Annotated in this window: 16 protein-coding genes; 3 read left to right on the top strand and 13 right to left on the bottom strand. The window is 72.2% G+C overall.

The features are described from left to right. Window positions 1-215: 215 nt before the first annotated feature. Window positions 216-1238: a LacI family DNA-binding transcriptional regulator gene (locus AB0D85_RS01420; RefSeq protein ID WP_362312230.1), complete on the bottom strand. Its 1023-nt coding sequence runs from the start codon at window positions 1236-1238 to the stop codon at window positions 216-218. A gap of 150 nt (window positions 1239-1388) precedes the next feature. On the opposite strand from AB0D85_RS01420, the gene AB0D85_RS01415 reads away from it, so the two are divergent. After that, on the top strand, window positions 1389-3692 hold the full coding sequence (locus tag AB0D85_RS01415; protein ID WP_362312229.1) for a glycoside hydrolase family 3 N-terminal domain-containing protein: 2304 nt from the start codon (window positions 1389-1391) through the stop codon (window positions 3690-3692). A 3-nt stretch (window positions 3693-3695) separates the two neighbouring features. Here AB0D85_RS01415 and AB0D85_RS01410 read toward each other — a convergent pair whose 3' ends face one another. Further along, window positions 3696-3887: a DUF397 domain-containing protein gene (locus AB0D85_RS01410; RefSeq protein ID WP_362312227.1), complete on the bottom strand. Its 192-nt coding sequence runs from the start codon at window positions 3885-3887 to the stop codon at window positions 3696-3698. Further along, window positions 3884-4717 (bottom strand): helix-turn-helix transcriptional regulator, encoded by an 834-nt coding sequence (locus AB0D85_RS01405; RefSeq protein WP_362312226.1) that lies wholly within the window; start codon window positions 4715-4717, stop codon window positions 3884-3886. The genes AB0D85_RS01410 and AB0D85_RS01405 overlap by 4 nt, the downstream gene beginning before the upstream one ends. 59 nt (window positions 4718-4776) lie before the next feature. Here AB0D85_RS01405 and AB0D85_RS01400 point away from each other — a divergent pair, with 59 nt between their 5' ends. Continuing rightward, window positions 4777-5610, top strand: a complete 834-nt coding sequence (locus AB0D85_RS01400; protein WP_362312225.1) for an aminoglycoside phosphotransferase family protein — start codon at window positions 4777-4779, stop codon at window positions 5608-5610. A gap of 7 nt (window positions 5611-5617) precedes the next feature. On the opposite strand, the gene AB0D85_RS01395 is transcribed toward AB0D85_RS01400, so the two are convergent. The 4 genes from AB0D85_RS01395 to tsaB are packed head-to-tail and all read right to left on the bottom strand — an operon-like array spanning window position 5618 to window position 8109. Next, window positions 5618-5878 (bottom strand): hypothetical protein, encoded by a 261-nt coding sequence (locus AB0D85_RS01395; RefSeq protein ID WP_362312224.1) that lies wholly within the window; start codon window positions 5876-5878, stop codon window positions 5618-5620. Continuing rightward, window positions 5875-6969 (bottom strand): tRNA (adenosine(37)-N6)-threonylcarbamoyltransferase complex transferase subunit TsaD, encoded by a 1095-nt coding sequence (gene tsaD, locus AB0D85_RS01390; protein ID WP_362312223.1) that lies wholly within the window; start codon window positions 6967-6969, stop codon window positions 5875-5877. Before tsaD ends, AB0D85_RS01395 begins: the two co-directional genes overlap by 4 nt. Beyond that, on the bottom strand, window positions 6962-7435 hold the full coding sequence (gene rimI / locus AB0D85_RS01385) for a ribosomal protein S18-alanine N-acetyltransferase (protein ID WP_362313420.1): 474 nt from the start codon (window positions 7433-7435) through the stop codon (window positions 6962-6964). Before rimI ends, tsaD begins: the two co-directional genes overlap by 8 nt. A 17-nt stretch (window positions 7436-7452) precedes the next feature. Then, entirely contained in the window at window positions 7453-8109 is a 657-nt protein-coding gene (tsaB, locus tag AB0D85_RS01380; protein WP_362312221.1) for a tRNA (adenosine(37)-N6)-threonylcarbamoyltransferase complex dimerization subunit type 1 TsaB, read from the bottom strand. A 135-nt stretch (window positions 8110-8244) separates the two neighbouring features. Here tsaB and AB0D85_RS01375 point away from each other — a divergent pair, with 135 nt between their 5' ends. Further along, window positions 8245-8817, top strand: coding sequence for a hypothetical protein (locus AB0D85_RS01375; RefSeq protein ID WP_362312219.1), 573 nt, complete (start codon window positions 8245-8247; stop codon window positions 8815-8817). 361 nt (window positions 8818-9178) lie between these two features. Here the strand turns inward: AB0D85_RS01375 and tsaE are convergent, their stop codons facing one another. The 6 genes from tsaE to AB0D85_RS01345 all read right to left on the bottom strand — a co-directional run bounded on the left by tsaE (window position 9179) and on the right by AB0D85_RS01345 (window position 15369). Further along, a complete protein-coding gene (gene tsaE, locus AB0D85_RS01370) occupies window positions 9179-9691 on the bottom strand; it encodes a tRNA (adenosine(37)-N6)-threonylcarbamoyltransferase complex ATPase subunit type 1 TsaE (protein ID WP_362312217.1) in 513 nt (170 codons plus the stop codon). Between the two features lie 87 nt (window positions 9692-9778). Beyond that, complete coding sequence (locus tag AB0D85_RS01365; protein WP_362312215.1) at window positions 9779-11020, bottom strand: alpha/beta hydrolase; 1242 nt, start codon at window positions 11018-11020, stop codon at window positions 9779-9781. A 120-nt stretch (window positions 11021-11140) separates the two neighbouring features. Further along, window positions 11141-12337, bottom strand: a complete 1197-nt coding sequence (gene alr, locus AB0D85_RS01360) for an alanine racemase (protein ID WP_362312214.1) — start codon at window positions 12335-12337, stop codon at window positions 11141-11143. Window positions 12338-12406: 69 nt separating this feature from the next. Beyond that, the gene (locus tag AB0D85_RS01355; RefSeq protein WP_362312212.1) at window positions 12407-13255 is read right to left on the bottom strand and encodes a L,D-transpeptidase; all 849 of its coding nucleotides are present in this window, start codon (window positions 13253-13255) and stop codon (window positions 12407-12409) included. A gap of 235 nt (window positions 13256-13490) precedes the next feature. Beyond that, a complete protein-coding gene (locus AB0D85_RS01350; protein ID WP_362312210.1) occupies window positions 13491-14942 on the bottom strand; it encodes an NAD(P)H-hydrate dehydratase in 1452 nt (483 codons plus the stop codon). Window positions 14943-14997: 55 nt separating this feature from the next. Then, the gene (locus AB0D85_RS01345; protein ID WP_362312208.1) at window positions 14998-15369 is read right to left on the bottom strand and encodes a holo-ACP synthase; all 372 of its coding nucleotides are present in this window, start codon (window positions 15367-15369) and stop codon (window positions 14998-15000) included. Window positions 15370-15373 lie beyond the last annotated feature (4 nt).

Here is a 15373-nt window from a genome sequence, read left to right as displayed (position 1 = left end):
CCCGGGGTCGAGTACGCCGGGGACCAGTGCGCCCAAGACCGTTCGGGGCGTGCGGCTGAGCGGACTCACTCCTGCTCAGTCCACAGGGACGGTAAGCCGATTCTCAGAGTCGCCTCAAGCTCCTCCGAAAGTTTCGGTCGACGAACCGATTGGCTTCGGGGGAGTATGGGGAGTGCCCACGCACCCGTCAGTACGTCAACTTCCGGCCACCTGCGTCACGGCGCCGCCGTGCTCGACCGCACCACCAGGCTCGTCGCCAGCTCCACCCGGGTCGCGGTCGTGGCCTCCTCCGCCCGCCCCATCTCCAGGACCAGCCGCGCCGCCGCCTCGGCCATCTCGGTCAGCGGCTGCCGTACGGTCGTCAGCGGCGGCCCCACCCAGCGGGCCACCGGCAGATCGTCGAACCCGACGATGCTCACGTCCTCCGGGATGCGCAGCCCCAGCTCACGCGCGGCCTCGTACAGCCCGAGGGCCTGGAGGTCGTTGCCGGTGAAGATCGCGGTGGGCCGGTCGGGCATGCGCAGCAGCTCCAGGCCGAGCCGGTAGCCGGCGTCGTGGTGGAAGTCGCCGGCCTTGATCAGCCCCTGGTCGACGGGCAGCCCTGCGGTCTCCAGGGCGGCCCGGTACCCGTCCACCCGGGCCCGGCTGCACATCATCCGGGAGGGCCCGCTGATCGCCCCGATGCGCCGGTGCCCCAGCTCGACGAGGTGCCGGGTGGCGGCGAGGCCCCCCTGCCAGTTGGTCGCCCCGATCGACGGCACGTCCGGCCCCGGATCGCCCGCCGGGTCCATCACCACGAACGGGATCGACCGGCTCATCAGCAGCGCCCGCTGCGACTCGTCGAGCCCGGACAGCACCAGCACCACCCCGTGCGGCCGCCGCGCCGCCACCTGGTCCGCCCAGGTCCGCCCCGGGGTCAGCCGCCCCGCGGACTCGCTCAGCACCACGCTCAGCCCGGCGTCCCGGGCCACGTTCTCCACTCCCCTGATGACCTCCATCGCCCAGGCGCTCTCCAGCTCGTGGAAGACCAGGTCGATCAACGGCGAACGGGAGGCCTCGGCGCGCCGGCGCCGGTAGCCGTAGGCGCGCAGCAGCTCCTCGACCCGGGTGCGGGTCGCCGGGGCGACATCGGCGCGGCCGTTGAGGACCTTCGAAACAGTCGGAGCGGACACGCCGGCCTCACGGGCGATTTCGGCGAGTGTCGCCGTCTGCGTTTCTGCGGGCTTCGGAGGCGTCATGCCCGCGATCGTATCCCTGCGCTCCCCCTTGACGAAGACCTTCGTGCGCCATAGGTTCCCGGAACATTCGGTGTGTGGTACGAAACATTCGCAGCAGCGTTCGTAGCAGAGATCCCGCGGAGAACCCGCGAGAGCAGAGACGGGAGTTTCATGACCACCGCTCCTTGGCGCGACCCCGCACTGCCCGCCACCGCCCGCGTCGACGACCTGCTCTCCCGGATGACCCTGGAGGAGAAGACCGCCCAGCTCTACGGCGTCTGGGTCGGTGCCGCCACCGACGGCGACGGAGTCGCCCCGCTGCAGCGCGAGATGACCGCCGACTACGACTGGGACGAGCTGATCACCCTCGGCCTCGGCCAGCTGACCCGTTCCTTCGGCACCGCCCCGGTGGCCCCGGCGCTGGGCGCGCGAGCACTGGCCCGCGCCCAGCGCCGGATCACCGAGGCCGGCCGCTTCGGCATCCCGGCGATCGCCCACGAGGAGTGCCTGGCCGGCTTCACGGCCTGGCAGGCCACGGCCTATCCCGTCCCGCTCGCCTGGGGAGCCGCCTTCGACCCGCCCCTGGTCGAGGAACTGGGCCGGAGGATAGGTGAGGACCTCCGCTCGGTCGGCGTCCACCAGGGCCTGGCCCCCGTCCTGGACGTGGTCCGCGACCCGCGCTGGGGACGGGTCGAGGAGACGATCGGCGAGGACCCGTACCTGGTCGGCACGGTCGGCACGGCGTACGTCCGGGGCCTGGAGTCGGCCGGGATCATCGCCACGCTCAAGCACTTCGCGGGCTACGCCTCCTCCGTCGGCGCCCGCAACCTCGCCCCGGTCCGGGCGGGGGTGCGGGAGTTCGCGGACGTCACCCTGCCCCCCTTCGAGATGGCCCTCCGCGAGGGCGGGGCGCGCTCGGTGATGGCGGCGTACAACGAGACGGACGGCGTACCGGCCTCCGCGGACCCCCGCCTGCTGACCGAACTCCTGCGCGACGAGTGGGACTTCGAGGGAACGGTGGTCGCCGACTACTTCGGCATCGGCTTCCTGCAGTCCCTCCACCGGGTGGCCGGTACGGAGGCGGAGGCGGCCCGACTGGCGCTCGCGGCGGGCATCGACGTCGAGCTCCCCACCCTGAAGTGTTACGGCCGCCCCCTGGTGGCAGCGGTCCGCGAGGGCACGATCCCGGAGTCGCTCGTCGACCGCGCGGCCCGCCGGGTCCTGCTCCAGAAGTGCGAGCTGGGACTGCTGGACGAGGACTGGGCGCCTGCGCAGGAGGCGGAGACCCCGATCGACCTCGACTCGACGGCGAACCGCGCGCTGGCCCGCCGCCTCGCCGAGGAGTCCGTGGTCCTGCTCGACAACCCCGACGGCGTACTCCCCCTGGCCCCCGACACCCGCATCGCCGTGGTCGGCCCCCGGGCCGCCGACGCCCTCGCCATGCTCGGCTGCTACTCCTTCCCCTCCCATGTCCTCACCCACCACCCCGAGGTGGACCTGGGCATCTCCATCCCCACGGTCCTCAAATCCCTGCGCGCCGAACTCCCCGACGCCAAGGTCACGTTCGCCGAGGGCTGCGACGTCTCGGACCCCGACACCTCCGGCTTCGAGGAGGCGGTGGCCCGCGCCGCGGAGGCGGACGTGTGCGTGGCGGTCCTGGGCGACCGCGCGGGCCTGTTCGGACGCGGCACCTCGGGCGAGGGCTGCGACGTGACCGACCTGGGCCTGCCCGGCGTGCAGGCCGGCCTGCTGGACGCACTGCTCTCGACGGGCGTCCCGGTGGTCCTCGTCCTCCTCACCGGGCGCCCGTACGCACTGGGCCGCTGGCACGGCCGGCTCGGCGCGGTGGTCCAGGCGTTCTTCCCCGGGGAGGAGGGCGGCCCGGCGGTGGCGGGAGTGCTGTCGGGCCGCGTCAACCCGTCGGGCCGCCTCCCGGTGAGCGTCCCGCACGTGCCGGGGGGCCAGCCGTGGACCTACCTCCAGCCCCCGCTCGGCCTCGCGGGCGAGGTCAGCAACCTGGACCCGACCCCGCTGTATCCCTTCGGGCACGGCCGCGGGTACACGACGTTCGCATGGGCCCTCGTCTCACCGGACACGGCCGAGATCACCACGGACGGCTCCTACGACGTGACGGTCACCGTCCGCAACACGGGTGAGCGCGCGGGCACGGAGGTCGTACAGCTGTACCTGCACGACCCGGTGGCCTCGGTGACCCGCCCGGACGTCCGGCTGATCGGCTACCAGCGGCTGGAGTTGCCTCCGGGCGAATCGGCGAGGCTGACCTTCCACTTCCACGCGGACCTGTCGGCGTTCACGGACCGGGAGGGGACGCGGGTGGTGGAACCGGGCGCGCTGGAGCTACGGCTGGCGGCGTCGAGCGCGGAGACCCGAGCCGTGACCCGACTCCAACTGACGGGCCCGGTACGACGATTGGGCCCCGACCGGATGCTGCGCTGCGAGACAGAGGTGAACTGACCGTCAGAACGCGTCAGCGTGCGCGACGAAGGGGGCCCAGGCGGCGGGGGTGAGGGTGAGGTGGGGGCGGGTGCGGTCTTTGGAGTCGCGGAGGTGGATGGTGCTGGGGGTGGGGGCGACGGCTACTTCTATGCAGTTGTCGCCCGCAGTGCCGCTGTAGCTGGACTTGAACCACGCGAGTTCAGTGGTGCTCATAGCTCTCCTCTGATGCGCTCCAGCAGGCCGACGGAGTCCAGGGGGCTGAGAGCCTGCGCGCGCAGTGTCGCATACCTGCGATGCAGGACGGCTGCCTCTTTCGGGTCGGCGATCAAGCGGCCGGTCTCCTGCCCCTCGGCGTAGGCCAGACGCCTTCCGTCCGGGGTCTCCAGCAAGGCCAAGGGACCGTCCAGCCCCGCATGTGCCCGGCAGTCGAGCGGCATGATCTGGACCTCGACGTTGCGCAGCTGGGCGTACCCGAGCATATGGTCCAGTTGCGCTCGTGCGACCTCGTCGTCACCCAGGCGCCGTCGCACAATGTGCTCGTCCATGACGAAACTGAACGAGGTGTTGGGGCGCTCGCGGAGCATCTGTTGGCGCTCCATGCGGGCTGCCGCCTGCGCCTCCACCTGTTCGTCCAACAACAACGGAATGCGGTTGCCGAACACCACACGCGCGTAGGTCTCACACTGCAACAGCCCCGGAACCAGACGGCATTCGTACGTCGCCAGGCTCACCGCTTCCTGTTCCAACGCGGCCCACTTCCGGAACCAGACCGCGAAGCCCGGTTGCCGCGCCACCTTCTCGAACGCCTTCCGCAGCGCCCCCGTGTTCCCCAGTGCCGCCTCCGCCAGCTCCACGAACCGCTGATCCGGCAGCCTCCGCCCCAACTCAATGGAAGCAACCGTGTGCTTGGACATATGGACGAGCGCGCCGAACTCCTCCCGGCTCAACCCCATATGCTCCCGCAGTCCCTGCAGGAACGCCCCGAATGTCTTCATACTGTCCGACGACTCGGGCTCACCATTCACCTCAACGCCACCGTTCATGCACCCAGGGTGACGGAGCCGGAGTCCTACTGTCCACGAAAGAGAGGAGTCAGGCGACGATGCAGGCGTCGGAGATCCCGCGTGCCGTGGCCGCGGCCATGTCGACCGCCTCGTCACTCGGCCTGCCGGCCGACGACGCGATCGTTCTTCAGGACTCGAACAGGCTCACTCTGCGTCTGCTGCCCTGTGACGTCCTGGCCCGGGTGGCCCCGGCAGCGCACCAGGCCGCCCGGTTCGAAGTCGATCTCGCGCTGCGGCTCGCGGAATCCGGGTGCCCCGTGGCGGCTCTGGAGCCGCGAGTGGAGCCACGCGTCCATGAGCGTGACGGCTTCACGGTCACGCTGTGGACCTACTACGAGCCCGTGGCACCGCACGAGATCCCACCGGCCGACTATGCCGACGCGCTCGGGCGGCTGCACGCCGGCATGCGCACGCTCGACGTCCCGACGCCGCACTTCACGGACCGGGTCGAACAGGCTCAGCGCCTCGTGGCGAACCGCGACCGCACTCCGGAACTCGCCGACGCGGACCGGCAGCTGCTCGGCGACACGTTACGACGCCTGAGCCGATCGATCGGCGAGCGCGGCGGCGCCGGGCAGTTGCTGCACGGCGAGCCCCACCCGGGCAATGTGCTCACCACGGAGAACGGGCTGCTGTTCACAGACCTTGAGACATGCTGCCGCGGGCCCGTCGAATTCGACCTCGCCCACGCGCCCGATGAAGTCGGCGAGCACTATCCGGGCGTCGATCAAGACGTGTTGCGCGAGTGCCGAATCCTCGTGCTGGCGATGATCACGACGTGGCGCTGGGACCGGGACGACCGACTGCCCGACGGACGCCGGCTGGGCACGGACTGGCTCGGTCAGATGCGAGCAGCCCTCGGTCGGGACTGATGCGGCACTAGCCCTCGTCCACCGACTCGAACCGCCAGCGGTGCACGGGCCGGGTGACCAACTCGCCGGGCGGGTCCGCGAGTTCGGGGAGGTCCGGGGAGTCGTACGACGCCTCCCACCACGTGATCACCAGCACCCGGTCCTGCGGTGCCCGGAAGGTCTCCCGGCGCAACGGGGCCTCGGGGAGCTTCTGTTCGCGCGCCCACGCGACGAGTTCCGCGCCCCGGCCCTGCACCGCCCGCGCCTCCCACATCAACGCGACCGTCACGAGTACAGGTTCTCCTTGCTGACCTCGTGGACGTGGTCGTGATCGTGGTTGCCCGGGACGTGCGGGTCCGTCACCGGGAGGGAGCTGTCCGCGGAGAGGTCCCAGCTCGACGCGGCCCGGTTGCGGGCGACCATCTCGGCGCCCAGCGCGGCCACCATCGCGCCGTTGTCCGTGCACAGCTTGGGGCGGGGGACGCGGAGCCGGATGCCCGCGGCCTCGCAGCGCTCCTGGGCCAGGGCGCGCAGCCGGGAGTTGGCGGCCACGCCGCCGCCGATCATCAGATGGTCGACGCCCTCGTCGCGGCAGGCGCGGACGGCCTTGCGGGTCAGGACGTCGACGACCGCTTCCTGGAAGGACGCGGACACATCGCGGACCGGGACCTCCTCGCCCGCCGCCCGCTTGGCCTCGATCCAGCGGGCCACGGCGGTCTTGAGACCGGAGAAGGAGAAGTCGTAGACGGGATCGCGGGGGCCGGTGAGGCCGCGCGGGAAGGCGATCGCCGAAGGGTCGCCCTCCTTCGCGTACCGGTCGATGACGGGACCGCCCGGGAAGCCCAGGTTCAGCACGCGCGCGATCTTGTCGAAGGCCTCGCCGGCCGCGTCGTCGATGGTCGCGCCGAGCGGTCGTACGTCGGAGGTGATGTCCGACGACAGCAGCAGGGACGAGTGACCGCCGGAGACCAGCAGCGCCATCGTCGGCTCGGGGAGCGGACCGTGTTCCAGCTGGTCGACGCAGATGTGGGAGGCGAGGTGGTTGACGCCGTACAGGGGCTTGCCGAGGGCGTACGCGAACGCCTTCGCCGCCGAGACGCCCACCAGCAGCGCGCCCGCGAGCCCCGGGCCGGCCGTGACCGCGATGCCGTCCAGGTCCCTCGCGCTCACGCCCGCGTCCTTCAGCGCGCGCTCGATGGTCGGGACCATCGCCTCCAGGTGCGCCCGGGACGCCACCTCCGGCACCACCCCGCCGAAGCGGGCGTGCTCGTCGACGGAGGAGGCGATGGCATCGGCCAGCAGGGTCGTGCCCCGGACGATGCCGACGCCGGTCTCGTCGCAGGAGGTCTCGATCCCCAGTACCAGGGGTTCGTCAGCCATTGATCTCGGTTCCTTGTACGGAGGAGGAAGGGTCGGTCAGCCGCATCACCAGGGCGTCCACGTTCCCCGGCTGGTAGTAGCCGCGTCTGAACCCGATGGGCTCGAAGCCGAACCGCTCGTAGAGCTTCTGGGCGCGGATGTTGTCGACCCGGCATTCGAGCATGACCTCGGCGCACTCGAAGGCGGTCGCGGCCCGCAGCAGTTCGGTGAGGAGTTCGCCGCCGAGCCCGGTGCCCCACTGGTCACGGCGTACGGCGATGGTCTGGATGTCGCCCAGTTCGCCCTGGGCGGCCAGCCCGGCGTACCCGGCGATCCGGTCGTCCTCAAGGGCGACGACGTACCGCCGGGTCGCCTCCGGTCCCCTCGCGTGCGCCAGTTCGGACCAGAACATCCCCCGCGACCAGGCGTCCTCGGGGAACAGGTCCCTCTCCAGCTCCAGGACCCGGTCGATGTCCCACCAGCGCATCTCGCGCAGCTGTGCCGTCACTTGGGCGTGACCACCTTGTAGTTCTTGGGCACCTGGGCGTCCGGGCGGCGCAGGTACAGCGGCCGGGGCGCGGGGAGTTCCTCGCCCGCGGCCAGCTTCTCGGCGGCGAGCGAGGCGAGGGCCGCGGCGGAGACGTTCTCGGGTTCGTGCACGACCGGGAAGGCGTCGGGGTAGAGCAGCGCGCCGGCGCCGACGGCGGGCAGCCCGGCCACCTTCTCCGCGATGTCCCCCGGCCTGTCCACGGCCGGTTCCGTGAGCCGGGTGCGCGAGTCGGCGTACGTCGCCCAGTAGACCTCTTTGCGACGGGCGTCGGTCGCCACGACGAACGGCCCCTTCTCGATGTCGGCCGCGTAGGCGAGCCCGTCGAGCGTGCACAGGCCGTGCACGGGCACGCCCAGCGCGAGCCCGAAGGTGTCCGCGGTCATCAGACCGACCCGCAGGCCGGTGTAGGGGCCGGGACCGATGCCTGTGACGATCCCGGTGACGGCGTCCAGCGTGACCCCGGCCTCGGCGAGGACGCGGTCGACGGCCGGCAGCAGCAGCTCGCCGTGCCGGCGCGCGTCCACCTGGCTCGACGAGGCGATGACGGCCGTACCGTCGTGCAGCGCGACGGTGACGGCGGGGGTGGCGGTATCCAGAGCGAGCAAGAGCACGCGAACAGCCTACGGCTCCTGCGCCGCGAGCACGGCGCCCGGGACGGAAGGTCACCGACTGCTACGGTCTGTACGAAGTACGACATATACGGCGAGACGTACAGCGGGATCGACGGCGAGGCAGAGGTGGCGCACGTGGCAGGGACCAGCTCGGGAATCGTGGCCGGCCTCACCGCGGCGGCCGTCGGGACGGTCGGTCTCCTCGCCTACCAGGCCTCGGCCACCGTCCCGCCCGGCCTGGGCGGCAGACCGGCGGCGAGCGGCATGCCCGGAGCGCCCGGGGCGTCGGCCTCCAAAGCCCCCCGCGACCGCCGCCACCCCACCGCCCTGCCGACGGCCTCCGGAACGGGTGAACGGGTGGTGTACTCGGTGGACGACGACCGGGTCTGGCTCGTCAACGAGCGGGGCCGCGTGGAGCGCACCTTCAAGGTGAACCCCGGCACCCTCGACCCGGCCCCCGGCGCCTACTGGGTGACGTCCCGCGCCAAGGCCGTGACGGGCACGGACGGCCTCCCCATCGAACACGTGGTCCGCTTCACCACGACGAAGGACGGCATGGCGATCGGCTTCAGCGCGGTCACCGCGAACGCGGCCACGGACCCCCCGGACCCGACGGTGAAAACGGGCGGCATCCGGGAAACCCGCCGAGACGGCGAAGCGGTATGGAAGTTCGCGACGATCGGCGTCAAGGTGATCGTGATCCGCTGAGCGCCCCGCGAGTTGAGCGCCCCGAAGGGGCGCGGGGAACTGCGCGCTCAGCCCCCACCGGCCCGCAGCATCCGCCTACGCCGCCTTACGTTTCTGCTCAACCCGCGGAGCGACCGGCGCTCTAGGCGGCCGAGACACCGCGTCAGCGGCCGCACAGGCCGCCAGCAGCTCACGCATCGACACTCCGGCCACCACAACCGGCGGCCTCTCCGGGCACGACCCCGTGGACATGGGCGCCTCCTGAGGTACGGGGGCGGATGTAGTTAGGTACACCTAACTACGAGCTGGGTACCATGTGACCACGCCCGATACGCCCGACGCAACATCTTGCCGACGCCCTGTCGGAATGTTCACGAGGTCCTCAGGCGGAGAGCACCCCCAGATCCACCCCGGCCCACCGCTCCCCCAGCCCCGCCAGGGTCACGTGCCGTACCTCGTCGGCCGTGTCCCCGACCGCCCGGTGGATCCGGACCATGAGCCGGTCCTCGGTCAGCTCCTCGACCTTGCCCTCGCCCCACTCCACGACGATCACGGAATCGGACAGCGAGACGTCGAGGTCGAGGTCCTCCATCTCGTCGAGCCCGCCGCCCAGGCGGTACGCGTCGACGTGGACGAGCGGCGGCCCGTCCCCCAGGGACGGATGCACGCGGGCGATGACGAACGTCGGCGAGGTGACGGCCCCGCGCACGCCGAGCCCCTCGCCCAGCCCGCGGGTCAGCGTCGTCTTGCCGGCGCCGAGCTCCCCGCTGAGCATCACGAGATCACCGGCGCGCAGCAACTTGGCCAGTCGGCGGCCCAGCTCCCCCATCTGTTCGGGAGAGGTGATGGTCAGCGGGGTCTCAGCAGAGTTGTGCGGTGCGGCGATTGATTCCATCGTCACTCACTTGCAGTAGTACACTGATGACATCCCGTGAGGGACCGGTCCGGGCTGGACCGCAGCCGGAAGGCTGGAAGCCACCTCTCAGGAGGAGGCGGAGTCACAGCCACTTACCGTAGCCGCAAGTGGCACTGCCCCAGCGCGGGCGAGCAAATCAGCGAGGCGGTCTATGACCACTTCCGGGTGCTCCAGCATGACCAGGTGCCCGGCGTCCGAGACGAGTACCAGCTCGGCGTCGGGCAGCAGGTCAGCGATGACCTCGCTGTGCTCGCTGGGCGTGACAAGGTCCTGCACCCCGGCCAGCACCAGCACGGGAATCTTCTGGAAGTGGGCGAGGGCCGCGGTCTTGTCGTGGTCGACGAAGGCCGGGTAGAACTCGGCGACCACGTCGATGGGCGTGGACTCGATCATCCGCTCGGCGAACCGCTCGACCGCCGGGTCGACGTCCCTGGACGCGAACGAGTACCGCTTGATGATCCCGGCGAAGAGGTCGGCCGTGACCCGTCGGCCCTTCTCCACCAGCGCGGCCTGCGCCCCCAGCGCCTTCAGTACTCCGGGCAGCACCCGGCGCACCGCGTTGACGCCGGCGACGGGCAGCCCGAAGGTGACCTCGCCGAGCCGTCCCGACGACGTACCCACGAAAGCCGTCGCCACGACCCGTTCGCGTACCAGCTCGGGGTACTGGGCGGCGAGCGCCATCACGGTCATGCCGCCCATCGAGTGCCCGACAAGGACGATGGGCCCTTCGGGAACAGCGGCGTCGAGCACGGCCTTCAGGTCCCGGCCGAGCTGGTCGATGGTGACGGGCACGCCGTCCTCGTGCTGGGCGACACCCCGCTCGGAGCGGCCGTGGCTGCGCTGGTCCCAGTGCACGGTGCGGACGACCCCGCGCAGGGCCGCGCGCTGGAAGTGCCAGGAGTCCTGGTTGAGGCAGTAGCCGTGGCTGAAGACGACGGTGACGGGAGCGGGCGCCTTGCGGCCGAAGAGCCGGCGGCGGCGCGGCGAGACGGCCGGGCCGAGGTCGGGTTCCACCTCGTCGACCTCGTAGTACAGCTCGGTGCCGTCGTCGGCGGACGCCTTGCCGGGGGTGCCGCGCAGCGTGCCGTACGGTCCCGCGGAGTCCAGGGCCAGCCGGGCCTTGCGGCGCATCCCGCGGCCGACGGTCATCCGCTCCAGGGCGACCCCGGCGGCCGCGCCCGCCGCGAGGACTCCTATGGCGGCGCCGGCGACGCCGGTCACCTTGCGCCAGTTCCCGCCGTCCACGCCCGTGGCGGAGGCGACGGCCGCCGCGGCGTCCGCTACGGCCTCCGCACTGCTCTCGCTCACGTACCGCTCCTCTTCGCCGTACTGCAGTTCGCTGGTTCGGTGATACGGGTGTTACTGACGAGGTGACTGGTGCTGCTGTTACAGGTGTAACCGGGTTGTGCCGCCGACGAACCCCGGAGGTCAGTTGCCGTCCCCTGGTTCTTGCCCACTCGGTTGCTCGTTCACATAGACGCGGGGAACCCGCGTTCCGATGCGCGTGACGATTTCGTACGCGATCGTGCCGGCGGCCTGGGCCCAGTCCTCGGCGGTGGGCTCGCCCTGGTCGCCGGGGCCGAACAGCACGGCCTCGGAGCCGACTTCGGGCTCGTCGCCGCCGAGGTCGACGACGAACTGGTCCATGGCGACGCGTCCGGCGACCGTCCGCCATTTGCCGCCGACCAGCACCGGCCCGGTGCCGGAGGCGTGCCGCGGGATGCCGTCCGCGTAGCCGACGGGGACGAGGCCGAGGGTGGTCTCGCCGGGCGTGACGTAGTGGTGCCCGTAGCTGACGCCGTGCCCGCCCGGTACGTGCTTCACCAGGGCGAGGGAGGCGGACAGGGTCATCACCGGGCGCAGGCCGAAGTCGGCCGCGCTGCCCAGCTCGGGGCTGGGCGAGACGCCGTAGAGCGCGATGCCCGTGCGGACCAGGTCGAAATGGGACTCGGGGAGGGTGAGGGTGGCCGGCGAGTTGGCGATGTGCCGCACCTCGGGGCGCACGCCCCGCTCCTCGGCGTGGCCGAGCATCTCCCGGAAGAGGGTGAGCTGGGCGGCGATGGAGGGGTGCCCGGGTTCGTCGGCGCAGGCGAAGTGGGACCACAGCCCGGTGATCCGGACCAGCCCCGCGGCCTCGGCGCGCAGCGCCTCGCCGACCAGTTCGGGCCAGTCGGCGGGCTGGCAGCCGTTGCGCCCGAGCCCGGTGTCGGCCTTGAGCTGCACACGGGCGGGGCGACCGGCCTCCTCGGCCGCCGCGGCCACCTCGCGCAGGGCCCACATCCCGCTCACCGACACGTCGAGGCCGGCCTCGACGGCCTGCCGCCACGGCCCGCCCGGGGTCCACAGCCAGCACATGATCCGCACGTCCGCGGGCAGCCCCGGGTCCGCGCGCAGCGCCAGGGCCTCCTCCGGGGTGGCCGTGCCCAGCCAGCTCGCGCCCGCCTCGACGGCGGCGCGGGCACACCGGACCGCCCCGTGGCCGTACGCGTCGGACTTGACCACGGCCATCAGGGCCGCGCCCGGCGCGAGGGCACGCAGGGTCCGCACATTGGCCCGCAGGGCGGCCAGATCGATCTCGGCGCGGGCGCGCAGGGGCGCGGTCGGTGCAGGTGCTGTCTCACTCATCGCGCCCCCAGTGTCTCAGAGGCCCCTGACAGCCCTCCGGCGCAGGCCCCCGTACAGGGCCCGGACACCTCAGGTACCCGTACGGTGGCCCCACACGTAGACCTTGTCGCCCTTCTTCAACACGCTCCACAGCTTCTTCGCGTCGCCGAGCCTGAGGTTCACGCACCCCCAGGAGCCGACGGTGGTGTAGATGGACCCGTAGACGGCGTGGAAGGCCTGTCCGCCGTCGAAGAACTGGGCGTACGGCATGGGCGAGTTGTACAGGGTCGACCAGTGGTTCTTGTGCCGCCAGTAGACGGAGTGCCAGCCGGCCCGCGTCGCGTACCCCTTGCGCCCGCTGCGCATCGGCACCGGCCCGAAGACGACCTTGCCGCCCTTCTGCACCCAGGTGACCTGGCGGTTGAGATCGACACAGGCGACCTTGTACGACTTCACGGGGCAGTTCTTCTGGGCGTTGGGGTTCTTCCTCGCCGAGAGGAGCATCATCTGGTACCAGGTCACCGGACCGGCGAACCCGATGGCGGGCTTGATGCTGTACTGCTTCTGGAACTTCTGGATGGCCTTGCAGTCGGCGGTGGACTGCTTCCCGTCCGCCTTCAGCCCCAGCCACTGCTCGATCTGCCTCTGGTACGGCCCCGTCAGCTTGGAGCAGCTCACCTTGGAGGCGGCGTCGCTGAGCGGCACGTACTCGATGAGGTCGTACGTCCCCGGCGGCGCCGCCTTGGGCTCGACGGCGTCCTCCTTGGCGCTGGGCGTGTACACCTTCGGCGGCAGCATCTGGTCGGGGGTGTCGATCTGCCAGGGCTGCGCCGGCCCGGGCGCGACTCCGGGCACCAGGTCCGACTCGGGGACGGCGGCGGGGGGTTCGGGAAGGGTGCCGGCGACGGCACTTCCGGCACCGAGGGAGAGAACGCTCACGACGGCGACGAGCCCGACCGCGGCACCGCGAGCCACACCACACCGATCACGCACGATTCGTCCACTGATCATGCGATCAGACAACCCCTCGGGGCCCGCGATTCCGGGGAGCCGCGCGGGGAGGTCACCCGGGGGATGCAGAGCGCCCCGTGAGGGGCGCGGGGAACTGCGCGACAAGCCCCCACACACCCGCAGTCGGACTACAGCCGAACCACCCCTAGGGTGACCTCTCGACCTACCGAGTCGGGCGGGCGGGTGGAAAAACCCCCCGCCAAGCCGCCCCCAGCTGCGCAGCAACCTCGTGGGCCACCGTCGGCGCCCCCTCCGCCGCGAACCGCCCCGCGAGCCCGTGCAGATACGCGGCCACACTCCCCGCGTCCCGCCCGTCCAGCCCGGACGCCAGCAGCGAACCCGCCAGTCCCGACAGCACATCCCCGCTCCCGGCGGTGGCGAGCCACGGCGTCCCCGTCGCGTTCACCCGTACGGCCGCGCCTCCCCCCGCCGAGGCCACCAGCGTCGTCGACCCCTTCAGCAGCACCGTCGCCCGATAGGCCGCCGCCAGCTCCCGCACCGCCGCGAGCCGGCCGGCCTCGACCTCCTCACGCCGTACCCCCAACAGCGCGGCGGCCTCCCCGGCGTGCGGCGTCATCAGCGTGGGCGCCGTACGCCCCCGCACCACGTCCCGGTCGGCCAGCCGCAGCCCGTCCGCGTCGACCAGCACCGGCACCTCCTCCGCCAGCACCTCGGCGACGGCGTCGGCGTCGTCGCCGACCCCCGGTCCGGCCACCCACGCCTGCACCCGCCCGGCCTTGCGCGGCCCCCCGTCCGACACCAGCGTCTCGGGAAAGCGGGCGAGCACCTCGTCCCCGGCGAACCCGACGTACCGTACGGCCCCCGCCCCGCCCCTGAGCGCCCCCGCGACGGCGAGCACGGCGGCGCCCGGATAGCGCGCCGACCCGGCCGCGATCCCGACCACGCCCCGCCGGTACTTGTCGCTCTCCGCCGACGGCGCCGGCAGCAGCCGCGCCACGTCCACGTCCTGCAACGCCTCCAGTTCGGCCTGCTCGGGCAGTTCGAGCCCGATGTCGACGAGCCGTACCGAACCCGCGTACTCCCGCGCGGGGTCGATCAGCAGCCCCGGCTTGTGCGTCCCGAAGGTGACGGTGAGGTCGGCCCGTACCGCCGCCCCCCGCACCTCACCGCTGTCCGCCTCGACCCCGCTGGGCAGGTCCACGGCGACGACGGCGGCCCGGGACCGCTCCACGACCGCGACCAGCGCGGCCGCGTCGGGCCGCAGCCCGCCCTTCCCGCCGATCCCCACGATCCCGTCGACGACGAGATCGGCCCGCAGGATCAACTCCTCACCGCCGGCGGCCCGTACGGTGGTCCCGCCCGCCCGGCGCAGCGCGGCCAGCCCGCCCGCGTGCGTGCGCTCCGGCGCCAGCAGCACGGCCGCGACCCCCGCGCCCCGCTTCGCCAGCCGGGCCCCGGCGTACAGCGCGTCGCCGCCGTTGTCCCCGCTGCCGACCAGCAGCACCACCCGGCTGCCGTACACCCGTCCGAGCAAGTCCGCGCAGGCGGCGGCCAGCCCGGCGGCGGCCCGCTGCATCAGCGCCCCCTCCGGCAGCCGCGCCATCAGCTCCCGCTCGGCCGCCCGTACCGTCTCCACGCTGTAAGCAGTCCGCATGCCCCGAGTCTCCCCCGGAACCGGCGGGCCGCGCATCCGCCGACGGCCCCGCGGGTCAGCCCTCCGCGATCACCACCGCCGACGCCACCCCCGCGTCGTGACTGAGCGACACATGCCACGACCGCACGCCGAGTTGCGCCGCGCACGCGGCCACGCTGCCCTTCACCTGCAGGCGCGGCCGGCCGCTGTCCTCGACGACGACCTCCGCGTCCGTCCAGAGCAGCCCGGGCGGTGCGCCCAGCGCCTTGGCCAGCGCCTCCTTCGCCGCGAACCGCACCGCGAGCGAGGCGACACCGCGCCGCTCCCCGCTCGGCAGAAACAGCTCCCGCTCCACGAACAGCCGCCCGGCCAGCCCGGGAGTCCGCTCCAGCGACTCCTTGAACCGGTCGATCTCGGCGACGTCGATTCCGACCCCGATGATGCTCATGGTC

Origin of the sequence: Streptomyces sp. NPDC048277, assembly GCF_040652235.1 — a bacterium.
Taxonomy (GTDB): Bacteria; Actinomycetota; Actinomycetes; order Streptomycetales; family Streptomycetaceae; genus Streptomyces.
This window is presented reverse-complemented; position numbering and strand designations above follow the sequence as displayed.